The organism is Kocuria himachalensis (assembly GCF_054784195.1).
In genome coordinates, this window is sequence record NZ_BAAGPL010000015.1 from 277836 (window position 1) to 298701 (window position 20866).

General features: G+C 70.8%; 15 protein-coding genes. 9 read left to right on the top strand and 6 right to left on the bottom strand.

Annotation, left to right across the window (positions count from 1 at the left end; translation table 11 throughout):
* The first annotated feature begins 49 nt into the window (after positions 1-49).
* Entirely contained in the window at positions 50-2452 is a 2403-nt protein-coding gene (locus tag ACYVM4_RS10470; protein ID WP_460668518.1) for an ATP-binding cassette domain-containing protein, read from the top strand.
* Positions 2453-2471: 19 nt separating this feature from the next.
* Here the strand turns inward: ACYVM4_RS10470 and ACYVM4_RS10475 are convergent, their stop codons facing one another.
* Together ACYVM4_RS10475 and ACYVM4_RS10480 are read right to left on the bottom strand one after the other, a co-directional pair.
* Positions 2472-3476: a glycoside hydrolase family 26 protein gene (locus ACYVM4_RS10475; protein WP_460668519.1), complete on the bottom strand. Its 1005-nt coding sequence runs from the start codon at positions 3474-3476 to the stop codon at positions 2472-2474.
* A gap of 72 nt (positions 3477-3548) precedes the next feature.
* A complete protein-coding gene (locus tag ACYVM4_RS10480) occupies positions 3549-5501 on the bottom strand; it encodes a glycosyltransferase (RefSeq protein ID WP_460668520.1) in 1953 nt (650 codons plus the stop codon).
* A 200-nt stretch (positions 5502-5701) separates the two neighbouring features.
* Here ACYVM4_RS10480 and opgC point away from each other — a divergent pair, with 200 nt between their 5' ends.
* The 3 genes from opgC to ACYVM4_RS10495 all read left to right on the top strand — a co-directional run bounded on the left by opgC (position 5702) and on the right by ACYVM4_RS10495 (position 9112).
* Entirely contained in the window at positions 5702-8200 is a 2499-nt protein-coding gene (opgC, locus tag ACYVM4_RS10485; RefSeq protein WP_460668521.1) for an OpgC domain-containing protein, read from the top strand.
* 152 nt (positions 8201-8352) lie between these two features.
* Entirely contained in the window at positions 8353-8685 is a 333-nt protein-coding gene (locus tag ACYVM4_RS10490; RefSeq protein WP_460668522.1) for an STAS domain-containing protein, read from the top strand.
* Positions 8678-9112 (top strand): ATP-binding protein, encoded by a 435-nt coding sequence (locus ACYVM4_RS10495; RefSeq protein ID WP_460668523.1) that lies wholly within the window; start codon positions 8678-8680, stop codon positions 9110-9112. The genes ACYVM4_RS10490 and ACYVM4_RS10495 overlap by 8 nt, the downstream gene beginning before the upstream one ends.
* A gap of 84 nt (positions 9113-9196) precedes the next feature.
* Here the strand turns inward: ACYVM4_RS10495 and ACYVM4_RS10500 are convergent, their stop codons facing one another.
* From ACYVM4_RS10500 to ACYVM4_RS10510, 3 genes are all read right to left on the bottom strand, one after another.
* Positions 9197-10375: a PP2C family protein-serine/threonine phosphatase gene (locus ACYVM4_RS10500; RefSeq protein ID WP_460668524.1), complete on the bottom strand. Its 1179-nt coding sequence runs from the start codon at positions 10373-10375 to the stop codon at positions 9197-9199.
* Between the two features lie 162 nt (positions 10376-10537).
* Positions 10538-11809 carry a M28 family metallopeptidase gene (locus ACYVM4_RS10505; RefSeq protein ID WP_460668525.1) on the bottom strand — a complete coding sequence of 424 codons (1272 nt, stop codon included), beginning with the start codon at positions 11807-11809 and terminating at the stop codon, positions 10538-10540.
* Positions 11810-11819: 10 nt separating this feature from the next.
* Positions 11820-13922: a M36 family metallopeptidase gene (locus ACYVM4_RS10510; protein ID WP_460668526.1), complete on the bottom strand. Its 2103-nt coding sequence runs from the start codon at positions 13920-13922 to the stop codon at positions 11820-11822.
* A 351-nt stretch (positions 13923-14273) separates the two neighbouring features.
* On the opposite strand from ACYVM4_RS10510, the gene ACYVM4_RS10515 reads away from it, so the two are divergent.
* Genes ACYVM4_RS10515 through ACYVM4_RS10525 form a run of 3 tightly spaced genes read left to right on the top strand, consistent with a single transcriptional unit; the run spans position 14274 to position 16323 of the window.
* The gene (locus tag ACYVM4_RS10515; protein ID WP_460668527.1) at positions 14274-14669 is read left to right on the top strand and encodes a GntR family transcriptional regulator; all 396 of its coding nucleotides are present in this window, start codon (positions 14274-14276) and stop codon (positions 14667-14669) included.
* Complete coding sequence (locus ACYVM4_RS10520) at positions 14666-15586, top strand: ABC transporter ATP-binding protein (RefSeq protein WP_460668528.1); 921 nt, start codon at positions 14666-14668, stop codon at positions 15584-15586. The genes ACYVM4_RS10515 and ACYVM4_RS10520 overlap by 4 nt, the downstream gene beginning before the upstream one ends.
* The gene (locus ACYVM4_RS10525; RefSeq protein WP_460668529.1) at positions 15583-16323 is read left to right on the top strand and encodes a hypothetical protein; all 741 of its coding nucleotides are present in this window, start codon (positions 15583-15585) and stop codon (positions 16321-16323) included. The genes ACYVM4_RS10520 and ACYVM4_RS10525 overlap by 4 nt, the downstream gene beginning before the upstream one ends.
* 96 nt (positions 16324-16419) lie before the next feature.
* Here the strand turns inward: ACYVM4_RS10525 and ACYVM4_RS10530 are convergent, their stop codons facing one another.
* On the bottom strand, positions 16420-17031 hold the full coding sequence (locus ACYVM4_RS10530) for an arsenate reductase/protein-tyrosine-phosphatase family protein (RefSeq protein ID WP_460668530.1): 612 nt from the start codon (positions 17029-17031) through the stop codon (positions 16420-16422).
* A 327-nt stretch (positions 17032-17358) separates the two neighbouring features.
* Here ACYVM4_RS10530 and ACYVM4_RS10535 point away from each other — a divergent pair, with 327 nt between their 5' ends.
* Together ACYVM4_RS10535 and ACYVM4_RS10540 are read left to right on the top strand one after the other, a co-directional pair.
* The gene (locus ACYVM4_RS10535) at positions 17359-19254 is read left to right on the top strand and encodes a GH25 family lysozyme (RefSeq protein WP_460668531.1); all 1896 of its coding nucleotides are present in this window, start codon (positions 17359-17361) and stop codon (positions 19252-19254) included.
* Positions 19251-20414 (top strand): CAP domain-containing protein, encoded by a 1164-nt coding sequence (locus tag ACYVM4_RS10540; protein WP_460668532.1) that lies wholly within the window; start codon positions 19251-19253, stop codon positions 20412-20414. The genes ACYVM4_RS10535 and ACYVM4_RS10540 overlap by 4 nt, the downstream gene beginning before the upstream one ends.
* Positions 20415-20866 lie beyond the last annotated feature (452 nt).

The window sequence follows — 20866 nt, forward strand, 5'->3', positions numbered from 1 at the left end:
GGGCAGCGTTGTGGATTCCCGACGTCGGCGCCCCAGGGATGGAGACACGATGAGCACACCACCGCACCAGGACCCGCAGTCCCCCGCACCGTCGGCTGCGCCGCACATGGCTGACAGCCACGACCTGATCCGCGTCCAGGGCGCGCGGGAGAACAATCTGCGGGACATCAGCGTGGAGCTGCCGAAGCGCCGGCTGACGGTGTTCACCGGGATCTCCGGCTCCGGGAAGAGCTCCCTGGTGTTCGGCACGATCGCCGCGGAGTCCCAGCGGCTGATCAACGAGACCTACAGCACCTTCGTGCAGGGTTTCATGCCCACGCAGGCCCGGCCCGACGTCGACGTCCTCGACGGGCTCACCACCGCGATCATCGTGGACCAGGAGCGGATGGGCGCCAACGCCCGCTCCACCGTGGGCACCGCCACCGACGCGGACGCGATGCTGCGGATCCTCTTCAGCCGGCTCGGGCGGCCGCACATCGGCACGGCCAAGGCGTTCTCCTTCAACGTCGCCTCGATCAGCGGCGCCGGTGCGGTCACCATGGAGCGCGGTGGGAAGACGATCAAGGAGCGGCGCAGCTTCTCCATCACCGGCGGCATGTGCCCGCGCTGCGAGGGCATGGGCCAGGTCAACGACTTCGACCTGACCCAGCTCTACGACGCGTCCAAGTCCCTCAACGAGGGCGCGCTCACGATCCCGGGCTACAGCGCGGACGGCTGGTACGGCCGGATCTTCGGCGGCTCCGGCTTCCTCGACCCGGACAAGCCGATCCGCGACTACACCGAGACCGAGCTGCACGACCTGCTCCACAAGGAGCCGACCAAGATCAAGGTCGACAACATCAACCTGACCTACGAGGGGCTGATCCCCCGGATCCAGAAGTCCTTCCTGTCCAAGGACGTGGCCGCCCTGCAGCCGCACATCCGTGCCTTCGTGGAGCGGGCAGTGACGTTCACCGCCTGCCCCGAGTGCGGGGGCACCCGGCTCAGCGCGGCGGCCCGGTCCTCGAAGATCCGCGGGATCAGCATCGCCGACGCCTGTGCGATGCAGATCAGCGACCTCGCCGCGTGGGTGCGGGAGCTGAATGAGCCGTCCGTGGCACCGCTGCTCACGGCCCTGGGCGAGACCCTCGACTCCTTCGTGGAGATCGGGCTCGGCTACCTCTCGCTCAGCCGGTCCTCGGGCACGCTCTCGGGCGGCGAGGCCCAGCGCACCAAGATGATCCGTCACCTCGGCTCCTCGCTCACCGACGTCACCTACGTCTTCGACGAGCCGACCATCGGGCTGCACCCGCACGACATCGAGCGGATGAACAACCTCCTGCTGCGGCTGCGGGACAAGGGCAACACCGTGCTGGTGGTGGAGCACAAGCCGGAGACGATCGCGATCGCCGACCACGTGGTCGACCTCGGCCCCGGCGCCGGCACGGCCGGCGGCACCGTCTGCTACGAGGGCACGGTCGAGGGTCTGCGCGCCGGCGGCACCCTCACCGGGCGGCACCTGGACGACCGCGCCGCCCTGAAGTCCTCGGTGCGCACCCCCACCGGGGTACTGGAGGTCCGCGGCGCCGACACCCACAACCTGCGCTCCGTGGACGTCGACATCCCGCTCGGCGTGCTGACGGTGCTGACCGGGGTGGCCGGCTCGGGCAAGAGCTCGCTGATCTCCGGGTCGGTGCTCGGCCGGGAGGACGTGGTGTCGATCGACCAGGGCGCCATCCGCGGCTCCCGCCGCAGCAACCCGGCGACGTACACGGGGCTGCTGGATCCGATCCGCAAGGCCTTCGCCAAGGCCAACGGCGTGAAGCCGGCGCTGTTCAGCGCCAACTCCGAGGGCGCCTGTCCCGCCTGCAACGGCAACGGCGTCATCTACACCGATCTGGTGATGATGGCCGGCGTGGCCACCACCTGTGAGGAGTGCGAGGGCAAGCGGTTCCAGGCCGTGGTGCTCGAGTACACCCTCGGCGGGCGCAACATCGCGGAGGTGCTCGCGATGCCGGTCGAGCAGGCCGAGGAGTTCTTCGGCGCCGGGGACGCCCGGACCCCGGCCGCGCACGCCATCCTGGACCGGCTCGCCGACGTGGGCCTGGGCTACCTCAGCCTCGGCCAGCCGCTCACCACGCTCTCCGGCGGCGAGCGGCAGCGGCTCAAGCTGGCCACCCACCTGGGCAAGAAGGGCGGCGTCTACGTCCTCGACGAGCCGACCACGGGTCTGCACCTCGCCGACGTGCAGCAGCTGCTGGGTCTGCTCGACCGGCTGGTCGACTCCGGCAAGTCGGTGATCGTCATCGAGCACCACCAGGCGGTCATGGCCCACGCGGACCGGATCATCGACCTCGGTCCCGGGGCCGGCCACGACGGCGGCCGGATCGTCTTCGAAGGCACCCCCGCCGAGCTCGTCGCCGCCCGCTCGACCCTCACCGGCGAGCACCTCGCGGCCTACGTGGGCGCCTGAGCGGGACACCCCGCGCGGGTCAGCGCAGTTTCGCCACGGCGCGGCGATACGCGGTCTCGGCGGCCGGAGAAGAGTCGACCCGCCAGTCGCGCTCCTTGCGCTCGTGGAACCAGAGGACGCCACGCACGTCTCCCTGTCGGTCCAGGTAGTCGAAGAGCTGGGAGATCCACTCGGCCTTGGAGTGCCCGGGGCCGTGCCCTTCGGCTGACGCCGTCTCCGTCACCACGATCGGCAACCGGGTGCCCAGGCCGCGGAGCTCCGCCAGGCCGGGATCGAAGAGCTCCGCGGGCGTGGTCCAGGACAGCGGAGGGTTCGGGAACCCCCAGTTGTAGCCGTCGATGCCCAGGACGTCGACCACGTCGTCCCCGGGGAAGAAGTCGGCAAGCCGTGCACCGTCCGTGCTTGGTCCGGAGGCCGGGATGTTGGGGGCCCAGCACCAGCGGACATTGGCGGCCCCGGCCGCGGCGAACGTGTCGTGGACGTGGTGCCAGGCGCGGACGTACTGATCGGCGGTGTTGCCCAGGACGCCTGCCCCCCACGGGTACCAGTGGCCGTTCATCTCGTGGGCGAACCGCAGGACGACGTCGTGGCCCCACGAGGCCAGCGCCTCCGCCCAGGTGCCGATGCGGTGATCGTGGTCCCCGGCCGCCATCCGGGCCAGCGCGAAGGCCGGCTGGTGCGAGGCGTCCGCGGGCGCCGTGTCCATGGGCGGGGCGTACCAGGGCTCCCAGGTGAGCACGGGGGTGGCCCCCTGTGCCCGCACGGCCTCGAGGGCGCCCACCGGTGGGGACTCGTGGGTCCAGTCCCGGAAGAGCAGCATCCACTGTGGTGCAGCACCGATCATGGTGGTGAAGGCCGGTCCGTCCTGGGGCCCGTGGGGCAGGAAGACCCCGTGCTCCAGCGGGTGCACGCGGTGATGGGGAGGGAACGTCTCGATGGTGGTCCTTTCCGCGCAGGCGGTCACCAGGGCCGCCACCCCTGCGGCGGTGAGCACGGAGCGACGGTTCGGGTGGTGGATGTCCATGGTCGTGCCTGCCTGACTCGTGGCAGAGCCTGTCGATGAGACCCTGCCCGGTTCACGGAGCGAGAGGCGATGTCAGTGCGCCTCGGTGCGTGCGGGTTCCTCCTCCGGCGCGAATCCTTCGTAGCGCACCGCCTTGATCAGCACGCTCAGCACCACGAGGTCGAAGACCACCCACGCCACGTTGACGAGGGTGCCGACCGGCTCGCTCAACCCCACCGCCAGACGCACGGAGCCGACGACGGCCGCCGCGGCGAGGAGGCCCATGGCGACCAGCTGGGGCCGGATGAGGTGCCAGTCGCGGCTGTCCCCCTCCTTCACCTTCGGGGTGACGGCGAAGCCGAGCGGGCGGCCGAACCATACGTTGCGCGCGGCAGTGGTGCACGCCTTGATCCAGGTGGGGAACAGGGCCAGGCTGTACTGCTGCCCCCGCCAGGTCTTGGCCCCCCGCCCGGCCACCGCGAACAGCACCTGGTTGACGATCATGAAGGGGATGAACCGGACGAAGAAGTCCGCGCTGAGACTGGCGACGGGCAGGACGCCGAACAGCAGGTAGATGATCGGCGCCGCGATGTAGACCACCGCGGCGAAGCCCGACAGGTAGCTCCACATGGTGGCGAAGTACATCAGGCGCTGGGTCCACTTCAGGCCCCGCTTGGACAGCGGGTTCTCCCGCAGCAGCACCTGGATGGTGCCCTGCGCCCAGCGCAGCCGCTGGGTGAGCATGGTTTTGAGGTCCTCCGGCGCCAGGCCCAGCGCCAGGATTTCGTGGTGGTACACGCTGCGCCAGCCCAGGGCGTGCATCCGCATCGCAGTCGCCATGTCCTCGGTCACCGAGATCGTCGCCAACGGCATGACCGGCTGCGCCTCGTCGCCGCGTTCCACGGAGATGGCGTCGAGCACCGCCTGCACGGACTCCAGCGCCCCGAGCGGGGACCACTCCCGGGCGGAGAGCTGCGCGACCGCCTCCTCGACCTCCTCCGGGGACAGGTGCCCGTGGCCGCTGTCCAGGCCCATCGCGGAGATCTCCGCCAGGTCGGCCTGCAGCGCGGAGACGTCCGCGGCGACGAGCTCTTGGACGGCGTCGTCGACCGCGCGGCGCACTTCGTAGGTGATCTCGCTGAAGGACCGCCCGGCCTTCAGATCCGTCTGGGCCTTCCGGGTGGCCTGCTCCACCTCGTCCAGCAGCCGGGAGACCACCGGGTCAGCCGCCTGCGCGGACCGGCGCGCCTTCCGCACCGCCGAGCCGGACCCCCTGAGCGCATTGCGGATGTTGCGCTCGACCTCCTCCACGTAGCCCACCAGACCCAGCTGCATCAGCGCCTCGCGGCGCAGGATCGCGTTGGAGCCGCAGAAGAAGGCGGCGTTCCAGCCGTCCTTGCCCTGCTGCAGCGGACCGTAGAACAGGGGCGCCTGGCTGCCCAGCGGATCGTCCTCGGGGACGTTGACGAAGTACTGAGGGGTCTGGACCAGGGCGACCTTGCGGTTGTTGAAGTAGCCGAGGGTCCGGTCCAGGATCTCCGGCTCCGGAACCTGGTCGGCGTCGAGGATGAGCATGAACTCGCCCTGGGTGAGCATCAGGGCGTTGTTGAGGTTGCCCGCCTTCGCGTGGCGGGGCCGGTCCTTCCACTCCGCGCTGCGGGTGAGGTAGCCGATGCCGTGCGCCTCGGCCAGCTCCTGCAGCTCCTCGCGCGCCCCGTCGTCGAGGATCCACGTGGCGTGCGGATACCGGATGCGCTGGGCGGCGAGGGCGGTGTCCATGACCATGTCCAGCGGCTCGTTGTACGTGGTGATGAAGACGTCCACGGTCAGACCCGTCGGAGCGGGCGGGGGCGTGCGCTCCTTGAGCCGCCACATCGTCAGGCCGAACAGCATCACGTCGATCAGGCTGTAGGTCTCGGCCAGCACCAGCGGCACCGCGATCCACCACGCCGACCAGTTCAGCGACTCCATCCACCGCCAGCCCACGTAGTTCACTCCGAGAACGACGGTCAGCACGACCAGCAGGCGGATCCAGAAACGGTGCACATCATCTCCCTGTCGGTGTCCTGCGGCGAGGGCTCACCCGCCCACGGGCACCCAGCCTAGTGGCAGACACGGCCACGGTTGCTGAACAGTATCTTTTCCGTGGTTGCTTCAGGCATGGGCCGAAGGGCGTCCTCTGTGGTGGTCCGACGGGGCCTCGGACAGATCGTTCACATCCCGTTGCGACGATGGTTGGGGGCACCATGAGTTCCACCGTTCACCGGTCCTGGGTTTCGGCCGTGGCCGCGCCCCTGCTGCTGGTCCTGCTGCTGGTCCTGCTGATGACCGTGCTCGGTCTGGTCCATGCCGGCCCCGCGCGGGCCACCGGGAACCCGCAGCCGGCGGCTGCCCCGGACAAGGGCCCGTACCTGGGGGCGATGCTGGACTGGGCCACGGACACCGCCGCCGGCCACGCCGAACGCCTCGGCGCGCCCGCGGCGATCTACGGCCGGCCGGTCCCGCTGCCGATGAGCGAGCAGGAGCAGGGCTACCTCCGGGACTACTTCGGGCAGGTCTCGGCCCAGGGGGCCCACGCCCTGCTCACCATCCGGCCCGAGGTGCCCCTGGCCCGGGTGGACGACGCGCGGGCCGCGGTCCTGGCCGCCCAGGTGGCCGACGTCGCCGAGGGGTACGACGGCACCGTGTTCATCCGCTTCGCCCCGCAGATGAACGCCTCCTGGGTCCCGTGGGGACAGCAGCCGGTGGCCTACACCGAGGCCTTCCGCACCGTGGCCGCCGCCCTCGACGCCGAGCTCGAGGACCCGGTACTGGTCTGGTCCCCCACCGCGGCCGAGGACTACCCCTTCCGGGCGCCGTCCACGACCGGCCCGGAGGGCGGCGCCCTGGGTGCCCTGGACACCACCGGGGACGGGGTGTGGGACGTCGACGACGATGCCTACAGCCCGTACTACCCCGGGGACGACGTCGTGGACTGGGTGGGACTCACCGCCTACCACGACGAGTCCGACGGGGCCTCCGTGCCCAACGCTGTTCCCGGGTCCGGGGAGTTCGCCGCCCTGATCGGTCCGGCCTCGACGACCGGACCACCGGCCTCCGAGGACTTCTACGCCGCCTACGCCTCCGGCCGCGGCAAGCCCCTGATGGTCGAGACCGGGGCGTTCTTCAGCCCCGGCGCCGAAGGCCCTTCCGAGCTCGAGGTCAAGAGTGCCTGGTGGGAGCAGGTGCTCGCCACCGCCTCCGCCGGGGAGTACGACCGGATCGGTGCCGTGGTGTGGAACGAGACGGTGGACCAGCGCGAGGACGGCGCCCTGACCGTCGACTGGCGCGTCACGGCCGGCACCGGGCTGGCGGACGCCTTCGCCGAGGACGTGGACCGTTCCGGGGTGGTGAGCGGGCCGGTGGTCGAGCAGTCCGTCCTGCAGGGAGCAGCCCCGTCCGCCACGGGCACGGCGCTGGACGGTGCCACGGCCTGGACCGTGGCGGTGGCCGCCCTGGCTCTGGCCCTGGTCCTCTGCCTGGTCCCGCTCCGGCGAGGACCCGTCCGACGCTGGGCCTATGCGAGCGACTCCTCGCGGGACGCGCGCATCGACATGCTGCGCGGGGTGGCCATCGTCTTCGTCGTCGTCAACCATGTCGGTCTGACCTCGCTGTTCCAGCTGCTGACCCAGGAGACCATCGGCGTCGTCTCCGGCGCGGAGCTGTTCGTGCTGCTCTCGGGCGCGGTGCTGGGCATGGCGTACGGCCCCCGGGCCAAGGAAGGACTCGGGGACGTGGTGGACCGCACGAGCAGACGTGCCTGGAAGCTCTACGTCACCGCCCTCGCCGTCGTGCTGCTCGTCTTCCTGCTCAGCCGCCTGCCCTTCCTCGACGCCACCGCCGTCACCACCTTCACCGACCAGGGCACCGGCGGCACCGGCGCAGGCGGCGCCGGGAGCACCTACGATCTCTACGCCGGCATGGAGGGGTTCTTCGCGTTCCCCGTCCCCGCCCACCTGATCCCCTCGGTGTTCCTGCTGCAGGTCGGTCCGTGGCAGTTCAACGTCATGGGCCTCTACGTGATCCTGCTGGCCCTGAGTCCTCTGGTCCTGGCGGCCCTGGCACGCGGCAGGGCGTGGCTGGTGCTGATCGTCAGCCTGGGTCTCTACGCCGTGGGCACGACCACCCGCTTCCGGCTGCTGCCCTCCCAGTTCGAGGACTCGTTCCCGCTGCTGGTGTGGCAGGTGCTGTTCGTCCTGGGCATGGTCGCCGGCTACTACCGGCGCCGGATCGTCACCTGGTTCTCGGCGCCACCACGACGGGCGCTGCTGATCACCTGCGTGCTCCTGACCGTCGCGTTCGCCGCCTTCTCCTGGTCAAGCCCGTACTTCACCAACGCCTACGACGTCCGGCTGGCCCTGCTTCCGGAGAGCACGTTCCACACCGTCTACGACGGCTTCTTCGAACGGACCTATCTGGGCGTGGGGCGGCTGGTCAACGTGCTGCTGCTCGTCGTCACCGCCTACGCGCTGCTCAGCGCCTACTGGCGACCGCTGGAGCGAGCACTCGGCTGGTTCCTGATCCCGCTGGGCCAGGCCACCCTCTACGTCTTCATCCTCCACGTGTTCCTGATCCTGCTCGCCGCCAACGTCCCCGTCCTGCAGCAGGGGAACCTGTGGCTCAACACCGGCGCCTACGTGGTCGTCCTCGGTCTGCTCTGGGTGATGGTGAAGACGCGCTTCCTGTTCCGGATCATTCCCCGCTGAGGTGACGGCGCCCGAGGTCGACATGCCACCGGTGTTCCCCCGGAGGCGATCGACTGCTCGGTACTGTGATGCAAGGATCGTGGGTGGCCGACACCCCGGCGCTCTGCGCCGGACATCACGCCCGGGGACACTCCCGGAGGAAAGGACGACCGTTGGAGTTCACTGTTGAGCACGCTCCCGGCTACACCGTGATCGCCGGCACCGGCCGGTTGAACATGGTGAGAGCACCGAAGCTGCGAGAGGTCGTGGCCGAGGTGGTCGCCGCCGGCCACCACCACGTCGTCCTCGACATGGCGGGGGTGGAGTTCGTGGACTCCTCCGGTCTCGGCGCCCTGATCGGCTGCCTCAAGCTCACCCGCCAGGCCGGCGGCGACCTGCGCATCGCCCAGGTGAACGACCAGGTGCGCATGGTGCTGAAGCTGACCGGCATGGACCGCGTGCTCACCCCCTACGGCTCCGTGCAGGAGGCCTTTCCCGATGCCTGAGGCCACTGCGCACCGGTCCCGCCGGGGGCCGGCGTGGGCCGAGACCGTCGAGGCGGTGCACGACGACCTCGACAGTCTGTGGGACGAGGCGGACTTCGTCCCGGAGGCCGACCGGATGGCGTTCACCCTGGCGGTGGTCGAAGCCGCGACGAATGTGGTGGAGCATGCCGTGCCCGCGACCGAAGCGCCCCTGGAACTCGAGGTGGACGTGACCGCCGCACCGCAGCGGCTGCAGGCGAAGATCTACGAGATCGGTGCCGCTCCCGCCGTCCTGGATCCCGAGGCCGCCCATGCCGTGACGGAACTGGAGGAGTCCGGCCGCGGCATGGCACTGATCCAGGCTCTGGTGAGCACGGTGGTGTTCGAACGCCACGGCGATACCAACATGTGGGAATTGCGCAGGGAGTACCACCGGGACCAGCCGTAGGAGCATCCCGAAGACGGCACCGGCCTCGGCGGCACCTCGTCGGCGCCGGCTGGACACCGCCGGCGTCAGGAGCGCAGACCCGGATCAGGCGGTACGGCGCAGGGCCAGCACCGTCGTGTCGTCCTGGGCCGCCGAGGAGTCGGCGTAGTCGATGCACAGCGCCACGAGCTCCTCGGCGGTCGTGGCCAGGGTGTTCAGCGCCGCGGCGGTGGCGACGGCCTCCTCGAGGTCGGCGAAGAAGTCCAGGAACCCGTCGGAGACCACCAGCAGCGTCTCCCGCGGCTGCAGAGTGTCCGTGTGGAGGTCCCAGGTCCAGTCCGGCATCACACCCAGCGGCGGTCCGGAGGAGACCAGCTGACGCCAGGTCCCGTCGGGGCACAGGATGAGCGCCAGGCCGTGGCCGGCGTCGATGTACTCGAGGTCACCGCTGCAGGTGTGCAGCCGGGCGATGAACGTGGTGATGAACGCCCCGGCATTCTCCAGCAGCGGGGTCAACGCCCCGGCCGCGCGTGCCATCGCCTCGGGCGCGGCGTTGTACTGGAACGTGCCGCGCAGCACCGCTCGGGCGGAGGCGGCCAGCAGGGCGGCCGGGATCCCCTTGCCCATCACATCGGCCACCATGACCTGCACCTGCTCGCCCTGGACCATCCAGTCGTAGAAGTCCCCGCCCAGCGATCTCGCCGGCAGGCACCGTCCGGCAGCCTCGATCGTGGGGGTCGTGAGGCCGGTGCGGGGCATCAGCATCTGCTGCACCTGCTCGGCCCGGTCCATCTCCTCGGCTGCGGCCAGCTCGCGCTCGACCCACCCGGCCATCTCGCCCAGCAGGCGCCGCTCCCGCTCGTCCAGTTCCCTCGGGTGGTCGTCGACCAGACACAGCGACCCCACGGTCTCCCCGCCGGGGGCGTGCAACGGGTGCCCTGCGTAGAACCGCACCGGGTCCGGTGCGGTGATGAAGGAGCTGCCGGTGAACCGCTCGTCGGTCACTGCGTCCGGCACGACCAGCATCTCGTCGGCCTCCACGGTGCGGGCGCACAACGAGTCGGTGCGCGTGGCGTGGATCAGCCCGTCCAGACCGGTCTCGGCCTTCGTGAACTGGCGATCGGTGTCGATGAGGTTCACCGCGGCGGCCTTCACCCCGAACACCTCGCGGGCGATGCGCACCACTCGGTCGTAGCGCTCCTCCCGCGGCGTGTCCAGGATGTGCAGCGCGTGCAGGGCGCGGACCCGGGCTTCCTCCTCCGGCGTCTCAGTTTCCACTGTCATGGCCCCTACGCTACCGGCCCATTCCGCCCGACGACTGCCGGGTGCACCCCGGGGGTGGGCCCGAGTCGCGAGACGGTGGCGTCCCGGTTCAGGGCCGTGCGCACGCCCTCGGGGAGGGCACCGGTGGTGGGAATCAGGCAGGCGTGCGGCGCCGGCCCCGGCTCATGCCCGCCCGAGGGCCTGTTCGAGGTAGGCGACGTTCATCCGCAGGATCTCGAGGGCGAGGTCGTGGTCGAGGTGCTCCAGGGTGTCGCCGGCGGTGTGGATGCGGTCGTTGGCGCCGTCGGCTCCCTCGATCGTGAGCACGGCGGGAATGCCGTGGTCGAGAAAGGGGACGTGGTCACTGTTGAAGGGCATCAGACTGGTCTGCACGGTCAGGCCCGTGTGGACCTGCGCCGCGGCGGCCAGTTCCTCCAGCACGGCCTGGGACACGGCGGCCCCTTCGAGCAGCACCGTGGGCGAGGGCGTGTTCCGGCTCGCGATCATGTCCATGTTGAGCACCGCGTGGATGCGGTCCCGTTCCGCCGGAGCCAGCTCCGCGACGTAGTGGCGGCTGCCGAACAACCCCTGCTCCTCGCCCCCGAACAGGATCAGGCGCAGGTCGCGAGCGCCCGGGTGGTCATGCAGAGCCCGGGCGACGGCGAGCACCCCGGCGGCACCGGACCCGTTGTCGTCCGCGCCCGGTGCCGGTGCGTCGGCGCCGTCCCGGACGTTGATGGAGTCGAGGTGCGCCGTGACGAGCACCGCGCGGCCGTCGCCGCCGAGGCCTGGCCGCTCGGCGATGAGGTTCTGCGTGCTGCCTCCAGGGAGAGCCACCGCTTGGATCCGGGTCACGCAGCCCAGGGCGCTCAGCACGCGGTCGGCCCAGTCGAGGGCTGTGCCGAACTCCGTGCTCGTCGAGTGCCGTGTCCGGAACCCGGCAAGCGTGCGCAGGTCCGCCACGAAGGCGTCGCGGGACACGGCGGCCACGCGTGGCTCGGCCACGGCCCGCGCCCGTGCGGGTGCGGGTGGCCGCTGCTCGAACACCACGGTGTCGGCCGGCAGGGGGCGGACGCCGAAGCACGGCAGGTGCCGCTCGGACGGCTCGACGAGCTGACCGGCCTCGGCCGGGTCGAGGTCGACGACGAGGTAGCGGCCCCGGTCGACCAGGACCGGGACCTCGGGATGCCCTTGCTGGAACTGCCGGCCGTTCTGGATCACCAGGTGCAGGCGGGCGGCCGGGACCTCGATCCGCTCCGCGGGAACGCGGCCGGCGCGCGCCCGCTCCAGCTGGGCCGGCGCCCCGGTCACCAGGAGCGTGTCGTCGAGCCGCGTCCAGGCGGCGCCGGCGTCCGCGGCCGCGGTGGTCAGTGTCCGCAGTGCGTCCGGCGCCGCGGCGCGGGGCACGTCGTCGTTCCCCGGGGTCTTCCCCACGTCGAAGCGGAGGGCCGTCATGGTGCGCCTCCTACGGCGTGTTGAAGCTCTCGACCACGCCCGCGAGCGACGTGGAGGTGCTGGGCGGGGACACGGCACCGGTGCCCAGGCCGCGCTTGGCGAAACCGCGCCACACCGCGTCGAGGTCCCCGGGGTTCAGGGCGGAGACGGCGGTGATGATGCCGTCGCGCGCCAGCGTGAAGGTCGGCATGCTGGGTGTGAGCTTGAGCCCGCCCACCACGTACTCGAGCACGCGGCGCTCGGCCTCCACGTGGCCGTGCGCGGCGACGAGGTTGACGAACACTTCCCACAGGGCGGCGCACCAGACCTCGCCGGCGTTGTGCACCTCGCTGTTCGGCCCACCCCCGTGCGGATGGCGCGGCGCCCCGGCCGGCAGCACCACCCCGTTGCTGATGTGCTTGAACGTCAGCGGGTTCTTGGCCAGGTCCGCGGAGTAGGGGAAGCGGCGGATGGAGAAGTAGTAGTTGTCCGTGAAGCCGGAGGTGAGGTCGGTCCATCCCCCGGCGGGGAAGGCGCCGGTGCCGAAGTCGTCGGAGGCCTGGGAGGTCATGGTGATGGCGAAGAAGTCGCCCCAGCCCTCGCCCATCGCCCTGCCCTGCTGGTTGGCCAGCCCGGCGGCGTTCCCGACGAGACGGTTGGTGATGTAGTGGCCCAGCTCGTGGTAGGTGATCAGCGCGTCGAAGTTGCTGGTGCGTGACGGGAGCGGGGCGACGCCGCGGAACTCGTACATCTGCATCCGCGGGCTGGCGCCGTCGGCCGGGGTCTGCATGTTGGCGTTGTCGGTGCCGCTGAAGTCGTTGCCCTCGGCCAGGATCGGGTCCCCGCCGAGGCCGGAGCCCGTGAGGTTGACCTGCTGGGCGTTGCCGGCCGCCTCGTCGAAACCCGCCTCGTACCAGCGGTCGTGCAGCCAGTTCACGTGGAAGAACATGCCGACGAGGCTGGCCTGCAGATTGGTGGGGTCGCCGGCGGGCCGGGTGGGGTCGTAGGCGTGGTCGAAGGTGTGCGGCCCCGTGATCCGGCCGTCCACGTCGCCGTGCTGGTTCCCGTCGGGGGCCCGGAGGTCGGCGTAGGCGATGCAGTTGTTGCCCCGGGTGGTCGTGGCGTCCTCGGGCAGCCACGGAGCGGCCGGGAGAAGGCTCTCGAGCGTGACCAGCCGGTCGGGGATGGTCGCGGCCTGGAAGCCGTCCGGGCGCCCGGTCGGGTGCGGGGACCCGGGCGCCGGCCCGTCCTCGGGGCGGAACAGGGCGTCGCCGGTGTTGAACACCCGGTAGGTGAAGGCGGCGTCGGCCCGGAGGTTCTTCCGGAACAGCACCTCCGGCTCCCCGAGCGCGTCGATCACGTAGCTGAAGGAGGGGAAGCCCTCGATCCAGAGCTCGAGATAGTAACCGGGGGTGAACTGCTGCTCCCACAGGGGGAACAGCACGTCCTTCACGCGCACCGCCCGTTCGAACGCGGGCCGCCCCGCACCGGCCGGCGCGGTGGAGCGGTAGAATCGGTAGGTGCCGCCGGCGGAGTCGCCGGCTTCGGCGCTCGCCTCGGTGAAGGACGTGGAGGCGTACTCGACACCGGTCAGGTCGCGCGCCGCCACCGCGATCGCCTCCTCCGCAGTGGTACTGGTGGCGGTGGCCGAGCGGGTGCTGCGGGCTTCCGCGGCGCCGGGGAAGAACTGGCCGGCCACGGAGATCACATCGCCGTCCGGGCCGATCGCCGCGGTCGCCTCGGAGCTGAAGACCTCCGTGCCGTCGGCCCGCTGCACGAGCTGCACCGTGCGCAGCCCCCGTCCGCTCACCGTCACGACCTCGACGCCCTGCGCGTCTGCCTCCGACAACTGCCACAGATCGCCGTGCTCGGTGACGAACCGCTGGACGGTCTCCTCCGGCGACGCGCCCACCTCCCCCGAGAGCCCGGCTGCCGGGGCCCGCCGCGTGATCCGGTTCGGCCGTGCCGTCGCCCGGTCGTAGTCCACCTCCAGGTCGCCGAGCTGGGCGTCCAACCGGCGGAGGCCCGGCGACGCGAGCGGCGGGGCGGCGGACGGCGCGGTGCCGCGGGCGGTCCGGGCGCCCGTGTCGTACAGGGCGTGGAAGTCCTCCGGCAGGGCTCGGTCAGCAGGCATCAGGAACTCCTCGCGAACGATCGGTGCACCGCCTGATCGTCGCCCACGGGTCCGGGAACGGATTCTCCTCGACGGCGTGGCCGACCTGGGCTCCATTAAGGGACTGGCCCGGTTCGCCGGTCAAGCCGCGAACAGGCGTGTGACGTGCTCGTTCGCTGCCCTCGCACGTCCCGCACCGGCCGCGCCCCCCGGGTTGCACGCCCTGCCGGTGCGAACGGTGCCGGACGTTCCCGTGCCGGACAGCCCGGTGCGGGCGCCGGACGCAGGACGGGAATCCAGCGACACCCTTGACGCACCTTTACTCCTGGGGTGTACTGGTGGAGTAACTAACCAGAGAACCCGGAGGCCGCGTTGATCGAGGAAGGCAAGCCCCTGTTCGTGCAGATCGCCGAACAGGTCGAGGACTCGATCGTGGACGGAAGCCTCGCCGAGGAGGCGCAAGCTCCGTCCACGACCGAACTCGCCGCCTTCTACCGCATCAATCCGGCCACCGCCGCGAAGGGCGTGAACATGCTGGTCGACAAGAAGGTGCTCTACAAGCGCCGGGGAATCGGGATGTTCGTCGCCCCCGGAGCCCGGGACCTTCTGCTCGAGGAGCGCCGCAGCGCCTTCGCCCGCCGCTACGTGCAGCCGCTACTGGCGGAGGCGCGCAAGATCGGACTCGGACCCGACGACGTCGCCGACCTCGTCCGGGCCGGTGCCGAGCGGACGACCTCACCAGCCACGCCAGATCGAAGGACACCATGAATCCCGTGATCGAGGTCCGGAACCTGACGAAACGCTACAAGGACAAGGTTGCTCTCGACGACGTGAGCTTCGACGTCCAGAAGGACACCATCTACGGCCTGCTGGGCCGCAACGGCGCGGGCAAGACGACCGCGATGTCGATCCTCACGGCACAGAACCTCCCCACGAGCGGTGAGGTGCGCGTGTTCGGCGAGAACCCCTACGAGAACGCACGGGTCCTCAGTCGCATGTGCTTCGTGCGCGAGAGCCAGAAGTACCCGGACGACGCCACGCCGCGTCACGCCTTCACCTCCGCGCGGCTGTTCTTCCCGCGGTGGGACCAGGAGCTCGCCGACGAGCTCGTCGACGAGTTCCAGCTGCCGCTGAAGCGCACGATCAAGAAGCTCTCCCGCGGGCAGCTCTCGGCCGTCGGCGTCATCCTCGGCCTCGCGTCCCGCGCGGAGATCACCTTCTTCGACGAGCCGTACCTCGGCCTCGACGCCGTCGCGCGGCAGAGCTTCTACGACCGCCTGCTGGCGGACTACGCGGAGCACCCGCGGACGGTCCTCCTCTCGAGCCACCTCATCGACGAGGTCGCGAACCTCCTCGAGCGGGTGCTCGTGATCGACGAGGGCCGCATCATCCTGGACGAGTCCACCGACGACGCCCGCGCACAGGCCACGAACGTCGTCGGCGACGCCGCCGCGGTCGAGGAGGCGTTGCGCGGCCGCGAGGTCATCCACCGCGAGAGCCTGGGCCGCGTCTCGTCCGTCACGTTCCTCGGCCGCCTCGACGACACCGAGCGCGCCGCACTCGCCGCGGCAGGACTCGAGCTCGCGCCCGTCTCGCTGCAGCAGCTCATCGTGCGCCGCACGCAGCGGCGCGCCCCCGGCCGCGACGCGTTCACCGCGGCCGCCCAGGAAGGAGCCCTCCGATGACCGCCCTCGATGCCGGCAGCGTCACGCGCCCCGCCGCGGTGCGCCATCGCACGCTCAACGTGGTGCGCCTGCAGTTCGTGAACACGCAGACGTTCGTCTGGGTGCCGGCGCTCGTGCTCGGCGGCGCCTGGGTGCTCACTCTGCTCATCTACTGGATCATCCAGAGTGCCGGCGGCGTCGACGTCAAGATCGGCGGGGGCTCGCAGGCGCCGCTGTGGTACTTCCTCGTCGTCGGCGTCCAGGCCATGACGCTGACGTTCCCGTTCTCGCAGGCGATGAGCCTGACGCGCCGGGAGTTCTACGTCGGCTCCCTGGCGGCCGCCGCAGTGAGCGGCCTCGGGATGTCGCTGATCTTCGTGCTGCTCGGACTGATCGAGCAGGCGACCGACGGGTACGGCATGAACGGGTACTTCGCCTACCTCGAATGGGTGTGGGCGGCGGGGCCGCTCGCGGCGGGCCTGACGTACTTCGTGTCGACGATGCTGTTCTTCATCATCGGCTTCTGGTTCGCGACGGTCTTCAAGCGGTTCGGCACGACCAGGCTCGTGATCGTCATGCTCGCGATCGGCCTCGTGGTCGTCGGGCTCATCGCCCTGGTGAGCCTGCGGCAGGCCTGGCCGGAGGTGGGGACGTGGATCCTCGAGACCGGCTCCCTGGGCCTGACGATGTGGGCCGTCCTGGTGAGCACGCTGCTCGCGATCGGCTCTTATCTCACGCTGCGCAGGATGCCCGCCTGACGAGCGGATGACCGCCGACCACGAGAGGCAGGTCCCCGGGGCCGGAATCCACCACCCCCGAGGAGGTCGTGGCGGGCCCGACGGCGGCCCGGCGCACTACTGGGCCGTGGGCACGCGCTCCGCGTAGCGGCGCTCGAAGGAGAGAATCGCGTCCGTGGCCTCGAACAGCTCGTCCGCCATCTGCTGGAGCACCGCGTCCTCCTGGCGGTAGGGGTCGATCACGTCGTTGCGCTCGGGGTGGCGCACCGGCACCCGCTGCCGCAGCCGCGGCGCCTGCTGGACCAGCCAGGCCCAGCGCTCGGCGCGGTCCGCCGGCACCGCCCGGTCGAGCTCCGGGTCGGTGGAGAGGTACAGCAGGATCCGGGCGAACTCCCGCAGGGTGAAGACCTTTTTCAGCAGCCGCGGCGACTGCTGGAGCACCGGCTGGGTGTGCTCCCGGGCCATCACGAGCACCAGGTCGACGTCCCGCAGCACGTCCGGGGTGACCTGCCGGGCCCGGTGGTCCGCGGCGGCCTCCAGGCCGCGGTCCCGGGCCAGCCTGCCGACCCGCTGCTCGAAGCCCTCGTCCACCAGCGCGTGCATCCCGGCGCTCGTCACCTCGAAGCCGCCGGGCGAGATCTCGTTGAGGCCGTGGTCGAGCTCGACCGCCGCCATGGGTGAGCGGCACACGTTGCCCGTGCAGACCGTCAGGATGCGCGTGGGGGCCATGGTTCTCCTCTGGGGGTCGAGTCCGGTTCATCGTATCCGGCACCGGGTCCCGGGCCGGGCCCATCCCGCCCACCGGGATCGCGCCGCCGACGGGAGTGGAAGCGCAAAGGGTCCGTCGTCGTCCCTCGGAACGAAACACTCGGAGCGAAACACCCGGACCCAATCACTACGCGCAGAGAGGTACGGGTGCGTAACACGGCCCATCGTTATTGATTATTTATGCAAACGCGCCTTTATACTCGACGTGGCTCTGAGGATCTTCCCCCCATCCCGATGGCCTTGCACGAGTCGTTCCCCCAACGATCCATGCGAGATAGGCGTTCCAGCGTGAAAGCATCCCCCCGACTGACGCTGCCCGCTGCCCTCACGGCGGCGGTGCTGGCCATCACCACACTGACCCCGGTCGCGGCCCTGGACGAGGCCGCCACCCCCCGATCCACCACTCTCTCCGAGGAGCGCCAGGGCAGCCTGGTCTCCAAGGTCGTGGAATCCGACGGCGAGATCGTCTCCACCCTGGTGGACGCGGCCACCGGCGAGGCGGTCCTCCCCGACCCGGCGCGCGCCGGCACGCATCCGGCCGCCGGCGACCCCCACGGCGGCGCCGTGATGGGCCAGTGGGCGAAGTCCGAGAACCACTTCGAGCAGCTGGCGGCGACCTCCGCCCGCACGGCGGAGGAACTCTCCGGGGTCACCGACGACGACGCGGGGACCGGCGCTGCTCCCGGCGCCACGGACGCCGACACCGCGGAGGAGGCCGTCGCGGGGGTCGCGTCGGCCGACCCCCGCGGTGCCGCCGCCTCCTGGGCCCCCAGCGGCATCAAGGGCACGGACGTCTCCAACTGGCAGCCGTCCCTGAACTGGTCGAGCCTGTGGAACCAGGGCTCCCGCTTCGCCTACGTGAAGACCTCCGAGGGCGACAGCATCCGCAACAACCTCTTCCAGCAGCAGTACGCCGGCGCCGGAGCCGTGGGCATGTACCGGGGCGGCTACCACTTCGCGATCCCCACCCGTGACTCCTCCGGCGCGAAGCAGGCGGACTACTTCGTCAACAACGGCGGCGGCTGGTCCGCGGACGGCAAGACCCTGCCCGGTCTGCTGGACGTCGAGAACAACCCGTACCCCTCCCTGTACGGCAACCAGTGCTACGGCTTCAGCCAGGCCGAGATGGTCGGCTGGATCCGCGACTTCTCCAACCGGTACAAGGCCCGCACCGGGCGACTGCCGGCCATCTACACGAACTACTACTGGTGGCAGGACTGCACCGGCAACTCCGCCGCGTTCAACGACCACCCCATGCACATCGCCTCCTACGGGACCACGGCGCCCCGGGTGCCCAGCGCCTGGAGCACCTACGACTTCTGGCAGTACACCGACGCCGGCTTCAACGAGCGGATCGACGCCAACGTCTACCGCGGCAGCGCGACGCAGCTGCGGGACCTGGTCCGCAACCGCTACCACAAGCCGATCGGCGGCCGGGCACCGGCCGGCACCCCGACCGGGACCCCCACCCAGGTGGCCCCCGCCGGATACGTGGTCACGGGCGGCATCGGCAACCAGTACCGGGCGCTCGGCGGGTCCTCGGTCTTCGGCACCCCGACCATGAACGAGCGCGGCGGACTGGTCAACGGCGGCGTCCACCAGCGGTTCTCCAAGAACCACACCTTCTACTGGAGCTCCCCCACCGGGGCGTGGCCCGTGAACTTCAACGGCGCCATCGGCCGGAAGTTCGCGGCGAACCGCTACGAGAACGGCTTCGGCTACCCCACCGGCCGCGAGGTCTCCGGGCTCACCGGCGGCGGCGCGTACCAGATCTTCCGCAGCGGCGGCACCGTGAACAAGGTGCTGTGGAGCTCGGCCACCGGCGCCCAGCCCGTCCGGGAGACCAGCGGGATCGGCGGGGCGTGGAAGCGCGCCGGCTACGAGCGCGGCTACGGCTACCCCTCCACCCCCGAGGTCGGCGGTCTGGTCAACGGCGGCTCCTACCAGCTGTTCCGCAAGGGCAACGACGTCCACAAGGTCCTCTGGAGCTCCGCCTCCGGCGCCCACGCCGTGAAGGAGAACAGCGCGATCGGCCGGGAGTGGAAGGCCGCCGGCTCCGAGCGCGGCTACGGCTACCCGACCACCGGCGAGTACCGCTACGGCACCGAGGTCCGCCAGAAGTTCTCCAAGAACTTCACCGTGCACTACTCGACCACCACGAAGAGGACCTGGGCCACCCGATGAGCAACGCCAAGCACCGCGCCACGGCGCGCACCCGCACCCCCGGCCGCCTGGCGCTGACCGCGGCGACCCTCGCCCTCGCGGTCCCCGCCACCGGGATCCTCGCGGCGGCCCCGGCCACCGCGGCGAGCTCGGACATCGTCAGCGTCTCCTCGAGCACCCGCTCGGCCGACACCCAGCGGCTGCTGGACCTGATCAACGCCCACCGCAAGGCCAAGGGCCTCGCCCCGGTGAAGTACTCGGCCACGCTCTCCCAGATCAGCCAGGAGCAGTCCAGCCGGCTGGTCCGCGAGGAGGTCATCGACCACACGGACGACTTCTGGAAGGACAAGCGCGCCGGGAACTGGGACGCCGTCGGCGAGATCCACTCCGTGTCCTGGCAGGGCACCGTCACCGAGCTCATGACCTGGTGGAAGGGCTCCAAGGCGCACAACAAGGTGCTCACCGACCCCGACATGGACGTCGTCGGCATCGGCCTGACCTACGTGGACGGGCAGCTGGCCCGGAACAAGCAGGGCTGGAAGCTCGTGGGCACCGTGGGCTCCTACGGCTACGCCGCCGGCCAGGCCCCCGCGGACGCCCGCACCACGGTGGGCACGGTCCCGGCGCCCAAGCCCCCCACCGCCCCGATCACCTCCGCCGGGTACCAGGTGCGCGGCGGGATCGGCAACCAGTACCGCGCCCTGGGCGGAGCCGCCGTGTTCGGCGCCCCCACCATGAACGAGCGCGGCGGCCTGGTGGGCGGCGGCGCCCTGCAGAGCTTCGCCAAGAGCGCCACCTTCTACTGGAGCGCCCCCACCGGCGCCTGGCCCGTGCGCCTCAACAGCGCCATCGGCCAGAAGTACGCCGCCGCCGGGTACGAGCGCGGCTACGGCTACCCCAGCGGTCAGGAGCGCGGCGGACTTCCCGGCGGCGGCGCCTACCAGGTGTTCCGCAGCGGCGCCAACGTGCACAAGGTGCTCTGGAGCCCCCGCACCGGGGCGAAGACCGTGAAGGAGAACAGCGCGGTCGGCCAGCGGTGGAAGGCCGCCGGCTACGAGCGCGGCTACGGCTACCCGAGCACCGACGAGTACCGGTACGGCTCCGAGGTGCGCCAGCGGTTCTCGAACGGCTACACCGTGCACTGGTCCTCGATCACGAAGCGGACCTGGGTCACCCGCTGACCTTCTCGCCGCCTCCAGAACGCCCGGCCGGACTGCCCGGCCGGGCGTTCTGCTGCCCACAGCCTTGTCCCCCTGTCCCCCGATCGGCGGCCACGGGCGGGCGCACGCTCGCATGTCCCCCGCACGAGGGTCGCGGGGACGGAACAACAGGTCAGAACGTGGTCTGTCTCACATCGAGGACCGTTCCGGGCGGTCGCCCCGGCCTCCACATCCGCGCTCCGTCACTTTTTGCGTCCGCACATAGGGGGACAGATCTGCCCGCAGTTGTCCCCCTCTTCGGGGCCATTCCCCAACATTAAGTACCGAGCGGTACGACCATGCTCGACACCGACGGGGGTTTGCTTTCCCACATGCATGCTGTCCGATGAAAAAGGTGTGCGTCCGCACATGTTTGCGCTTGTGACAGGGCGGTCCCCGCCTGGCACGCTGACCACGTCGGTCCGTCCGGGGGG